The sequence below is a fragment of the Martinezella lusitana genome (assembly GCF_016901135.1).
Classification (GTDB): Bacteria; Pseudomonadota; Alphaproteobacteria; order Rhizobiales; family Rhizobiaceae; genus Rhizobium; species Rhizobium lusitanum_D.
Genome location: NZ_JAFEVL010000030.1, coordinates 404,693 through 416,241, shown reverse-complemented (window position 1 = coordinate 416,241; position 11,549 = coordinate 404,693). Strand labels below are relative to the sequence as shown.

Annotated in this window: 10 protein-coding genes; 3 read left to right on the top strand and 7 right to left on the bottom strand. The window is 58.9% G+C overall.

Going from position 1 to position 11,549, the window contains the following annotated elements; genetic code table 11:
* The first annotated feature begins 25 nt into the window (after positions 1–25).
* Entirely contained in the window at positions 26–1,627 is a 1,602-nt protein-coding gene (locus JTP94_RS13065) for a hypothetical protein (protein ID WP_204850908.1), read from the top strand.
* On the opposite strand, the gene JTP94_RS13060 is transcribed toward JTP94_RS13065, so the two are convergent.
* Entirely contained in the window at positions 1,628–2,335 is a 708-nt protein-coding gene (locus tag JTP94_RS13060) for a 4'-phosphopantetheinyl transferase superfamily protein (protein WP_204850907.1), read from the bottom strand.
* Between the two features lie 9 nt (positions 2,336–2,344).
* Entirely contained in the window at positions 2,345–3,529 is a 1,185-nt protein-coding gene (locus tag JTP94_RS13055; protein WP_204850906.1) for a DegT/DnrJ/EryC1/StrS aminotransferase family protein, read from the bottom strand.
* Positions 3,530–3,768: 239 nt separating this feature from the next.
* Here JTP94_RS13055 and JTP94_RS13050 point away from each other — a divergent pair, with 239 nt between their 5' ends.
* Positions 3,769–5,460, top strand: coding sequence for an FAD-dependent oxidoreductase (locus tag JTP94_RS13050; RefSeq protein ID WP_246754864.1), 1,692 nt, complete (start codon positions 3,769–3,771; stop codon positions 5,458–5,460).
* A 105-nt stretch (positions 5,461–5,565) separates the two neighbouring features.
* Here the strand turns inward: JTP94_RS13050 and JTP94_RS13045 are convergent, their stop codons facing one another.
* The 3 genes from JTP94_RS13045 to JTP94_RS13035 all read right to left on the bottom strand — a co-directional run bounded on the left by JTP94_RS13045 (position 5,566) and on the right by JTP94_RS13035 (position 9,006).
* A complete protein-coding gene (locus tag JTP94_RS13045) occupies positions 5,566–6,378 on the bottom strand; it encodes a class I SAM-dependent methyltransferase (protein ID WP_204850904.1) in 813 nt (270 codons plus the stop codon).
* Positions 6,379–6,623: 245 nt separating this feature from the next.
* Complete coding sequence (locus tag JTP94_RS13040) at positions 6,624–7,445, bottom strand: methyltransferase, TIGR04325 family (RefSeq protein WP_204850903.1); 822 nt, start codon at positions 7,443–7,445, stop codon at positions 6,624–6,626.
* Positions 7,446–7,458: 13 nt separating this feature from the next.
* Positions 7,459–9,006, bottom strand: coding sequence for an oligosaccharide flippase family protein (locus tag JTP94_RS13035; RefSeq protein ID WP_204850902.1), 1,548 nt, complete (start codon positions 9,004–9,006; stop codon positions 7,459–7,461).
* Between the two features lie 243 nt (positions 9,007–9,249).
* Here JTP94_RS13035 and JTP94_RS13030 point away from each other — a divergent pair, with 243 nt between their 5' ends.
* Positions 9,250–9,429 (top strand): hypothetical protein, encoded by a 180-nt coding sequence (locus JTP94_RS13030; RefSeq protein WP_204850901.1) that lies wholly within the window; start codon positions 9,250–9,252, stop codon positions 9,427–9,429.
* Here the strand turns inward: JTP94_RS13030 and JTP94_RS13025 are convergent.
* The gene (locus JTP94_RS13025) at positions 9,419–10,111 is read right to left on the bottom strand and encodes a sugar transferase (protein ID WP_204850900.1); all 693 of its coding nucleotides are present in this window, start codon (positions 10,109–10,111) and stop codon (positions 9,419–9,421) included. The two genes, JTP94_RS13030 and JTP94_RS13025, sit on opposite strands and share 11 nt — an antisense overlap.
* A 133-nt stretch (positions 10,112–10,244) precedes the next feature.
* Positions 10,245–11,549 carry a glycosyltransferase family 4 protein gene (locus JTP94_RS35895; RefSeq protein WP_204850899.1) on the bottom strand — a complete coding sequence of 435 codons (1,305 nt, stop codon included), beginning with the start codon at positions 11,547–11,549 and terminating at the stop codon, positions 10,245–10,247.

Genomic DNA, 11,549 nt, shown 5'->3' with positions numbered 1-11,549 from the left:
CGAGGCCACGCAAGGAAACACAATTATGAATGTGACCAAGCCATTGAGGATTGGCGTTCTCATTGCGCACGGGCGCGCATTCGAGAACTGGGAACTCATGGTTCTCGACCGGATCCTTGCCGATCCGCGTTTGGAACTCGCGGCGGTGCTCATCCATCATTGCGCGTTCAATGAGCACAAGACCTCACGACTATTGTCGTGGGGTGCGTGGCTGGAGGCGAAAGCCTTCGCCAGACAGCCAGCTTATGTCTCGAAGCACTTCGATACCAGCCGCCATTTCATAGATTGCTACGACGCCGTCGCCAATCAGGATGGCGCCGGCGGCAACATGACGCCGGCATTCCTGCGGCGTCTGAACCTCGATCTCGTCATACGCACGACGCCGGAAGGCATGCCCGATGACGCGATCCGCCTATTGCCTTTTGGTGAATGGGCCTTCAATTTTTCCGACCAGCGGTCCGCAGATACAGACTGGTTCGGTTATGCCGACATTCTCGCCAAAGCTCCGACAACCAACCTGCTGCTTTATGCGAAATACGGCAGCGAAGCCGCCAGGGTCGAGATCGCCAGAGCGGCATTCAACATCAAGCTCAGCGCCGCCAGGGGCAGTGCCGTCGTGCGCGAGCGAGGTGTAACGCTCCTGCTGCGTGAGCTCACGCGCCTGGCCGATACCCGGCAGTTCGACCTGCCTCGCGTCTACGGACAGCCTGTTGTTCCCGCCCCATCATTCAGCGATCTTCTTCGCTACGCCCGTATTTTGACAGGTTCGGTCTCGGCCAGAGCATTCAGAACTATCAAGGCTCGACTTCGTTCCGATTCCGCTATCTGGACACTTTATACGGGTCGCGGGCACATCGGCGATTTCGATCCAAGCCAGGCGATCGAAATCCCTCCGTCCGAGAGCAGCATCAAAGCCGATCCGTTCCTGTTCCAGCATGAAGGCGAGTGCTATCTGTTCTACGAGGCCTATGCACGCGGCGACCGCAAGGCGCATATCGCCGTCGGCCGCTTCAACGGTGATACAGTCGAACAGGTCGGCGTGGCGCTGGAACGCCCGTATCATCTTTCCTATCCCTGCGTGTTCCGCGACGGTGATCAGATCTTCATGATACCGGAAACCCATCAGGCTCGGCGTCTCGAGGTTTGGCGCTGCAGCCAATTCCCGCTGAAATGGGAACTTCATGCTACCGCTCTCGAGGGACAATCGCCTGCCGATAGCGTCCTGACGCGGCATGACGGCAAATGGTGGCTGTTCACCAACCTCTCGGATTATCATGCCTATGAGGACCACTGCAGCGAGCTCTATGTGTTCGAGGTCGACGGTCCCGAACTGACGCGCATCGAACCGCATAAACACAATCCCGTCGTTATCGGTAGCACCGAGGCGCGAGGTGCGGGGCGCATCTTCGAACACGACGGCAGGCTCTTGCGGCCGTCGCAGCGCAATGCAAACGGCGTTTACGGCTACGGGCTCAACATCATGGAAATTGAAGAGCTTACGCTCGACGACTATCGCGAGCGCTGCATTCGCACGATCACCCCCGGATTCAAACCCGGATTGCACGGCTGCCATCATTTCGATGCAACAAACGGCCGTTACATTCTCGACGCCAGATTAGGCACCTAGCTACACGTCCGCGCCTCGATAGCGCAGGTGGACGGGATGCCCCTTTGTCGAGGCAACGACGGCACCGGCAAAATTGACCGGCGTCTCAAGCTCCAGGATGCTCCAGTTCGATGGCGCATCCGGATCGCCTTCCAGCCGCTCCAGTCTTGGCTCGCCCAACCCGTCGAACGTGACGTCGAAGCTATCGAGCGGTAGCGACAATCCGCTTCCATGTGCCTTGACGAATGCCTCCTTGCGCGTCCAGCAGCGATAAAAGCCATCAAGGTAAGTTGCCGCCGGCAGGGCTCGCAGGGTCTGATATTCCTTGTGCGAAAAGAAGCGCCTTGCGATGTCCTCCTTCAGGAAGCGGATCTCCTCTATATCGACGCCGAGTTCGTAGCAATCGGATATGGCAAGGACCGCAAGATCGGCGCTGTGACTGAGATTGAAGTAGAAGGGCGGGGCACCGTCGATGGTAAGGTACGGCTTCCCATAATCGCCATAGGTGAAGCATATCGACTGCGGCGAAAGCCCGAGATATCGCCCCAGCACGGAACGCAGTTGCGCCCTTGCGGCGACAAAACGCCGTTTGTCGCGTTCACGGGCGAAGTGCATGGCTCTCGCGCATTCATCGACGGACAGCAGCACAGTGCAGGCACCAAGCGCAGGCGTCGGCACGTCCAAGCTCCAGGTCCAGACGTCGATCGTATCGGGGCCGATGAACTCCATGCTAGGTCCCTAGGTCGTTGCATAGAAGAGGCTGCCAGCGGTCGGTGGCGTCGATTTCGCCATGCGCCGAGCCATGTAGGCGACCAGGGCCACGGGGTAGTTCTCGCCGAGGCTGATGCGACAAGTGCGCTTCAAGATATCCAGCGTTTGCGCGCAGGATTCGGGCGTGTATTCGATCCTGCGGTCCGTCCAGAGAAAGGGATTCATCGCGGGGTGGCCGGTGCGCTGCTGCAAGACCGGCTGCCAGTTGGTGTAGACGTGACGGCTGGAATCATAGAGGCGATAGACGCCACGCTTGTTTTCCTCGGCAAATTGCTTGGCATCGTCAGACGTTTCAAAAATGACGTGCAGCCCGGCAGCGTTGCCGATGTCATTATGCGGGCCAATGCGCAGCCGTTTGTTCTTCGAAAGAATTTCACTCATGACGTCGTAACGCTCGCGCATGCGCGCGATCATCGGGTCAAGCCGTTTCAATTGTACGTTCAGCATGGCGCCCTGGATCTGGCTCGCCTTGAAATTCACGCCGAGCATGGGAGGCTCATTGGCATTGTCGAGATGGCCGCGAAACATCGAGCCGATGTCGTGATACATCCGCGCGCGCGCAAACAGGCGCGTATCGTTGGTAACGACGGCGCCGCCCTCGCCGCAATTTATATTCTTGAACTGATTGAAGCTGAACGCACCGAAATCGCCGATCGTGCCGACCCGCTTGGTCTTGTAGCGCAATCCCACAGCCTGGCAGGCATCCTCGATAACAGCCAGATTGTGTTCGCGGGCAATGCGCATGATGGCGTCCATGTTGCAAACCATGTTCGACATATGGACAGGAATGATCGCGCGTGTCTGGGGGGTGATTTTTCGAAGAATATCGGCCGGATCCATGGTCAGCGTCTGGTCAACATCGACCAGGATAGGGACCGCGCCGGCCGCCAATGGGGCGGCGGCCGTAGCAATCCAGGTATAGGCCGGCACCAGCACTTCGTCGCCAGGGCCGACGCCGGCGGCGATCAGCGCCGAAATCAAGGCTCCCGTGCCGCTGCTCATCGTCAGCGCATGGCGCACACCGAACTTGGCGCAGAAATCAGCTTCAAAGCGTCCGAGCGGGCCACCGGTCTCGTCGCTGTAACGCGCGAGCTTCCCAGAGGCAAATACCGGCGCCAGCGCCAACCATTCACGTAACCCCACCTTGGCCATAACTCTCACTCCCCAGGGAAATCGGCATTCTCCTCAAGAGCCTAGCGCTTGTTCCCGCCATTTTCAGCATGGCTTTCCGACTAAGAAGGGCGCGATGTTCAATGAGTATACCTATCCGAAATCGGTAGTCGTCGCCGACGAATATGCCAATTGAACGATTATCCGCACCGTTGCGATGCTGGTAGAAAAGTAAAATAACACACGGGAATACTATGATGGCGATCATCGATCTCAGATCAATGTTAGATAATACTCAGATAGCTGCGGATGTGGCCATCATCGGCGGCGGGCCGGCAGGTATCGCCATCGCTCGAGAGCTTGCCGACACACGGATCCGCGTCCTCGTCCTTGAGAGCGGCGGTCCTGACTACGAGGCTGAGGCCCAGACATTGAGTGCGGTTGAGAGCATTGGGGAACCTCGAGCCTCAGAAAGCGTTGAGCCGGCGGGACGCGGCTATACCGGCAACCTGGCATGGCTGAATGACGTATCGGCCTTCGAGCTGCGCGACCGCATCCTGGGCGGCAGCAGCCATACCTGGATCGGCAAGTGCGCCGCCTTCGACGAGATGGACTTCGCCCACCGGCCCTGGCTGCCGCTTTCCGGTTGGCCGATTGCACGCTATCAATTGCTGACAGCCCTTGATCGGGCAGGGGAGCTGCTCAACCTTGGCCCCAATTTCTATGATGAACGGCTCTTTGGCCTGCTCCATTCGCGCCCAAGCGAACTTGGCCTGGACAAACAGTTTCTGCGTTCCTTCTTCTGGCAATTCAGCCACGCGCGGGATCGGCACGGCGAGCCGACACGCTTCAACCGCTTCGCGCGCGACATCGCGGCGGCAAATATAGATTTCTTGACGCACGCGACGGTGACGCAGATCAATCTCGACGATCAGGGCCTCAGACCGACATCGCTGAGCGTCGAAAGCCTTGCCGGCAAAAAGGCGACCGTACATGCGAACACGATCGTCCTTTGTGGCGGCGGCATCGAGAACGCGCGTCTGCTGCTGGCCTCAAATTCGGTGATGGGTGCAGGCATCGGCAATCAGCATGACGTTGTCGGCCGCTATCTTTGCGACCATCCGCGCACCACACTTTGCAGCTTCACGGGGCATGACATCGACGTCATCGCCGAGCATTTCAATTTCTACGGTCTGGCGCATGAAGGCCGAACGCATTTCTATCTGAGGGGATTGTCCTTGAGCCCCGAAATGCAGGCGCGGGACGGTCTTACCAATTGCGCTGCCTATCCTGTGCAGATCCATGCCGATCACGACCCCTGGGGGGCGCTCAAACGCTTGGCCCATGGTTCCAGCAAGACATTCATGCAGGATCTTTTGGCGATCGGAACGTCCCCGGCCATGATCACGTCCGGCCTCTACAATCGGCTGATCCGCAAGCGGGGTCTGTCACATCGCTCCACCGAACTGCGTTTCGACGCGATGGCGGAACAACGGCTCGATCCTGAAAGCCGCGTTACGCTCTCGAAGCAACGGGATCGGCTTGGCCAGCCTCTGGCACGCGTCGATTGGAAGATCGGCTCCTGCGAAATCGAGAGCATCAAGCGGTTCGCGCAAATCATGGTGGACGAATTTGATCGCGTTGGTTTGCCGCGGCCGCAACTGGCGGACTGGATCGAAGCCGACGACAGCGGCGCTGCCGCCTTCATGGACATGGCCCATCCCTCATGCACGACCCGCATGGGTACCGATCCATTGACCAGCGTCGTCGATCCCAACGCCATGGTCCACGGCATCGACGGATTGTTTGTCGCCGGCAGTTCGGTGTTTCCCACTCCCGGCCATGCCAATCCGACATTGATGGTGCTGACGCTGGCAATCCGGCTTGCCGATCATCTCAAGCGCCGCCACCAGATCGAGGAGTCGCGCAAGGCGTCTATCCGCGATCGGCAGCTATCGACGCATCACATCTAGGGCGTGTACTCACAAATTCGGTTCATGCCCGCTTCACTCCGAGAGCGACGCAAGTGGTGCTTAACAGCGGAATGTCGCGAAGTGCCGGAAGGCATATTCCAACACCTAGACCACAGCCACGATGACGTGGGCCTGAATTTTGGCAGCTACCTCGCCGCTGCCATGTCTGTCCGCAATCGCGGATGCAACGTAGTCGGTTGCGGCTTCCAGTTCTCCCGCGCCTCTGGCTTCGATTTCGGTGCGAAGAACAGTTCCCTGACAATAAGCAACGGCTGGAATGCGCGGCGAGGATGCATGGCTTTGTTCGGCTCTCGTCTCGATCACCACACGGGAGAAGCCCGCGTCCTCCAGCTCGCTACGGATCAGTGCCGTATCGTGGTAGCCGTGCGGCGTACGTGCCAGAAAACGCGGCGGATCGTTCGGAAAAATCCTTGCGAGAGCATTCGTCACATCATCCGCGAATACATTCTCCTCGATGCGATCCCACACGTTGAACAAAAAACGCCCTCCGGGCTTCAGGACTCGCCTTGCTTCGCGGTAGGCAGCCGAGCGGTCGGGAAAGAACATCGCGCCGAACTGACAACAAACGAGGTCGAAGGCCGCATTTTCAAACGGCAGCGCCAGAGCGTCCGCTTGGCGCCATTTGATGCGACTGTCGGGAGCTTGTCGCGAAGCGGCGTAGTCGAGCATCGGCTGGTTGAGGTCGGTGACGACATAGCTTGCGGTAGGGGACAGTTTTGGCGCCAATGCGCGGGTGACAACCCCGGTGCCCGCGGCGATTTCCAAAACGGCGCTTGGCGACAAGGACGCTGCTCGTTGTGCAAGATCCGCGGCGAACGGCTCGAAAATCAACGGCACCATATAGCGGTCGTAGTTTTCCGGAATCGAGCCAGCGAACACCTTGTCCGTTTCCAACATTGGCACCACCCTCCGTCCGTTTGATAGCTCGCGAGACTAGCACATAATTGTCCGCTTTGGTCGTTTTCGACCGAGAGGCGTCCAACAGCATATGCGGCTATGTCGGCTGTAGCTCCGCGAAAGCGGAAGTAAAATCAGGCCATTGGGGTCTATCATGATGGATGGGGCGGATTGATGATAGCGCCCGGCGCGTTTGTCAGGCTCGCTTGCATCCGCCCATGGCTACGCGTTTGTGAGCCCGCGGCCTAGTCCAAACGAAAGTAGAAGCCGGCGCTTTCGCTGCGTCCCAGCTCCGGATGCGTGTCGATCACATGCGACAGCGAGGGGATCGACCAGCGATCGACCTGCCGATAGCCGAGCCCGGTTACATCATCGATAAAGGTAGCCTCGTCGCGCATATGATAAGGCACATGAGTCTTACCGATCCGCTCGAGCGTGACAACGGCTCCGCCCTTGCGAAGGGCAACCTTGTTGAGGATCAGGTGGGTCGGCAGACTTGGCAGGCGCTTCAGCAGATCAGACAGCGGCATATCAAGATATTGCATCAGCCCGGATCCCAGGAACAACGGCATTGCGCCGGCATCCTCGATCCGGTCGACAAAGGAAAGGCCGGTCAATCCGTCACGCTCGGCCAAGCTTCGGCCGGCTCGAACGATGGCTGCCAGATCGTAGACGATCCAGCGAAAGGAGCCATCCAGCGACAGCAACGGCCGAAAGGCACGATATTTCGTTCCCATGTGCCCGCCGGCATCGATGAGACCATCCACTGTCGGCATCAGGCTCCGCATCCAGAACAGCACCGGATAGTCCCATGGCGCCACCTGGCACATTTTGGCAAAGGAGACGCTTGCGATTTCCTCGTGATCATAGCCGGCCATCGGCTGCCGGCGGGCGGCTGTCATGGCCGCCTCAAAGGTGCCGTAGGCGCCTGTAAATCGTCGTGGGAGAGGCGAAAGATAGTGCAAGCGCCCTGCTGCCGCCCGCAGGGGTGAAAGCGCGTGTGCAGCCCTCTGTGCCGCGCCCTTCAGAATGGAGCGTGTGTTGCCGGACAGGGATAGGGTTGCCATCGTGATCTCCTCGTTACGGTTGGCTGGGCGACAGGATCGAAGCCGTGCCCCCCATCAGCTTCTTTAGAGCCGCAAGCACCAGGACGTAGATTGCTCCTCCCATCAGCACTTGCAGCATGACCGTTAGGACCCGCCGCATGTTCCAGACTTCGGCGTAGTAGCCGAGCCCATAGACTGTTGCCGCCATCAGCAGGATCGCGACAGCGACGTAGCCGCTTTTGCGCATGACGCGCCCCCAGCCAAGGCCGCCGTAGTGTCGCTGCAGATGCATCGACGTCAGAAAGGAGATCAGGGAGGCGACACATTGGCCCCAGGCGGCCGCTTCGACACCGAAGGGTGCCAGAAGCAAGATGAGACCGACCGAAACAGCAGCATTGAGCAGCAAGGTCGGAGGCATGCGCCGGATATTGCCCGACAGCGACAGGAGCGCCTCGGTGACGTAACCCGGCGTTAGCAGCACCTGCTTCATCGATAGGATCGTCACGAGAATTGCCGCCGGCGCCCATTTATCGCCAAGCACGATGTCGATCAGATTGGACGAGATGAGCGAGAGGCCGAGATAGATCGGCGCGGAAATCGCCATGAGGACCGTCATGAAAGCCGTTGCGGACGCGCCGATATCGCGCTTAGGCGTTCCGTTGGAATCCGGTATCATCGCGGAGCGGCGAAACAGCGTCCAGGCAAGCATGCGCGCCGGCTCGCCTATGAGTTCGGAAAAGGCCGCAATGATGCGCTCGGCGACACGGTAGTAGCCTGCCTCGGCAAGGCCTAGAAAACTGCCGATCGCCAGCGTGCCGGAATAGGAGCGCAGGAAGAGGATCAGCCGGTTCGACAGGATGTGACTGGAGAATTCGAGAATCTCCCGCGCGAAAGGCCATGTCAGGTAGAGCTTTGGATACCAGTTGAGCGCGATGATGGAGCTACCAAGGCAAACCAATTGCGCCGCGAGCCGGCCAGCGGCGAGCGAAAATATACTCCATCCCGCCCATAGGCCGAGCATGGTCACGCAAAGTCCTACCACTTCACTCGCAATGCGGATGGCGGCCTGTTTGCGCAGAAGCCCCCGCGCAACCAATAGCCCGTCGTAGACGGCATAGAGAGACGACGGCAGGAACCAGCAGCTGAAAAGAACAAGGAGAAACGCCTCGTCGGATCGTGGCAAAAGGAACCAGGCGAGAGCAGCAGCCGACAGGCCGGCAATCGTGACCAGCACGCCGGCGATGATCGATATCGTCCCGATCTGATCGAGTTCACGATCGGTGCAATCCCTCTTCATCACAAACTCGCCCCAACCGCCTTCCGCGATGACGACGAGCATGACCACGATGGCGGAACTGTAAGCGTAAAGGCCGAATTCGGCCGACTCCAGCATGCGTGCCGCAACGAGGAAAACGAGCAGCTGTACGACCTGCGAGACGACTTTCGAGCCGAGCGTCGAAGCACCGTCCCCGACGATCGATGGCAGGCGGGAACGAAGCCACCGCTGCACTCTGGCGCGGCTGGAGATTTTGGGATGCAACGGCAGGCCGTCCATCAGCGCACCGCCTGTCTCAGGTCGCAAAAGAACAATATGTCCCTCTTGACCCTTGGCCTCCCAATATTGGCACTATATTGTGTGAATATCGGTGGAATAATCCAGTTTTGCGTCAGATAAAATTTGTAGGGTTCCCATTCAGGACATGATTCCATGCCATGGGATGCTGCGTCTAAGAGGGAAAAGCCGAGACTATACGACTTTGTTTTATAGAAAATACCGTCTTGGGAGCCGCGACCGGATCGGGTTTGTCGGCCATAGAGAGTGGACTTGTCGGCAACGATCATGAAACACCATGCAGAGCAGCGTATGAAAGACGACAACCAGGATCGCGATCGCATCGCCGAAGGGCGGGCAGGCCAATCACACCGGAAATACGTGGTTCGCTGGATGATCGTGATATTCTGCCTGATCGTATGGATTGCTGTTGCCATGTTCTTCATTTGGTAAGACGTTCTTTTTCATTGCGGGCAAGCAGCACGACGCCGACGGTTCTGATGAGAATGGCCAGGTCGATGCGCAGCGAGCGGCTATGGTAATAATCCACATCGAATTGCACGCGCTCTTCATAGGTGGTCTCCGCGCAGCGATTGACCTGCCAGAGGCCGGTGATGCCCGGTTGCAGCGCCAGATAGCAGTGGAGGTGCGCGCCATAGCGTTCGAGTTCCGAGGCCACGACTGGACGAGGCCCGACCAGGCTCATCTCGCCGCGCTGAACGTTCAATAGCTGCGGCAGCTCGTCCGCGCTGCTCATGCGCAGATATTTTCCAAGCCAGTGTACGCGCGGATCGTTCATCAGTTTCTGTGTCGACAGCCATTCCTGTTTTCGCTGCGCATCTCGTTCGAGCAGTTCCGCCAGCCGCCGGTCGGAGTCCTTGCGCATGGTGCGGAATTTCAGACATTCAAATGGTCGGCCGTCACGGCCGATGCGGGTGTGGCGATAGATGATGGGACGGCCGTCAACCAAGAGCAATGCGACTGCAATGACGAGAAACGCCGGCGCAAGAAACAGCAATCCCGCGCCAGAAAGAATAAGGTCGACAAGGCGTTTCGAACGGCTGCGCCGTGCTGTCCGTTTCAAATCGCGAAGCGATTGCTCGCCATGGGCAAAGCCATCAAAAGCCGATAGCATGTTTCAGACCCCTTACCACCTGCTGAATCCTTTTCTCAAAGCTGGCAGCTGCCATCGCCCTTTACAATTGACCCTACGGGCATTGACCTAGTCCCATTGGCGTAGAGCCGCGAACACAAGGCTGACCGCAAGCTTAGCTTGTCTCGTCGACCACCTGACGGGCGACCGGAAAATCACTGCGCGCTGGCACATTTTCGCCCGTCCTGGTGGTGTTTGCCTGTTTCAGGATGTGCTCGTAGAGGACAAGAAGCGCATCGCGCCAGGATGCCGGCGTGTGCGCTAGCTCGCCTGACTGGCGGATGCAATTGACGCTCATCCAACGAACCAGCATGTCGTCATTGGCCAGCCGACGCATCCCGCTCGCGAGCGTTTCCACCTTGCCGCTCTGAAAGGTCAGCCCGCATCCGAGCGCCTCGAGCTCGTCGCCCAGGAGCGCCGCATCGGGAAGGATGACGGGGATGCCGCTGGTAACGGCCTCCAGCGCGGCAAGCCCGAAAGGTTCCGGAACGCGCGAGGACACGACGAGCGCGCGCGCTTGAGCAATGATGTCCCGAATCTCATCCTTGGTTTTCCAGCCGTGAATGACGACTTCGGGATAGTCTTTTTCCAGACGCGCGCGGCCGGCACCGTCCCCGATGACGTGGAGTTTCACGCCGGCAAGGCGCGCTGCGATCGCAGCGTCTTCAAATCCCTTTTCGGGCTCCAGCCGGCCGACAAAGAAGAAATCACGTTTCTTCCACGGGTCCATGGGGCGTTCCAAAAATGGTTCGACGGGATTGCGGATTATTTCAATATTGGCTGTCCGCATCTGGCCGCGCTCGAAATAATCGAGCATGCGCTGGTGCACGACAACGATATTGGCCGGTATTTGCCGCGTAGGATAAAAATACTCCCGCAACAGATGACGCGTTGATCGCCAGACTTTCTCGTGGTACCCGCGCTTGTCGCAGTTCGTCGTCAGACACTGGACCGACATGGGCGTCAGCGGACAAACCTGATTCTTGCGATAGTTGGCAAATCCGCCATTCGGACAGGACAGGAAATAGTCATGGGCGTGCAGGATGACACGCTCGCGCACAGGCCAGAGCGCTCGAAAGATCGAAGGCGAGAGAATCTTCGACCAGCCGTGCACATGGTAGATGGTGCCAGGCGTATCGATGCGGGCGATCAGATCCTGCAGGGCGGCATAGGCATGGCGGCTGTAAAGGCCGCTGGTCATGGCGTGTATACGCGTCTGCTGCATCAGCGGCCGGGTGTCCAGATTGATGGTATCGGCCGCCGGCGGATCGGAACCGGCGGCATCTCCGGCAAAATAGGTTACCGCGATCCCTGCGTCCTGCAGCAAATCAGCCGAAAGGATCGCCAGGTTCGATGCTCCGCCTATCCTGGCGGAGCGATCGTTAATGACAACGACGCGATCGAGACGGGCCGGGCGCAC

Bases quoted from the DNA above. Each gene is read 5' to 3' on its own strand.
- JTP94_RS13040 (WP_204850903.1), bottom strand. From the start codon at position 7,445: ATGGCAACCCTATCCCTGTCCGGCAACACACGCTCCATTCTGAAGGGC.
- JTP94_RS13060 (WP_204850907.1), bottom strand. From the start codon at position 2,335: ATGGAGTTCATCGGCCCCGATACGATCGACGTCTGGACCTGGAGCTTG.
- JTP94_RS13025 (WP_204850900.1), bottom strand. From the start codon at position 10,111: ATGCTATCGGCTTTTGATGGCTTTGCCCATGGCGAGCAATCGCTTCGC.
- JTP94_RS13050 (WP_246754864.1), top strand. From the start codon at position 3,769: ATGTTAGATAATACTCAGATAGCTGCGGATGTGGCCATCATCGGCGGC.
- JTP94_RS13045 (WP_204850904.1), bottom strand. From the start codon at position 6,378: ATGTTGGAAACGGACAAGGTGTTCGCTGGCTCGATTCCGGAAAACTAC.
- JTP94_RS13055 (WP_204850906.1), bottom strand. From the start codon at position 3,529: ATGGCCAAGGTGGGGTTACGTGAATGGTTGGCGCTGGCGCCGGTATTT.
- JTP94_RS13065 (WP_204850908.1), top strand. From the start codon at position 26: ATGAATGTGACCAAGCCATTGAGGATTGGCGTTCTCATTGCGCACGGG.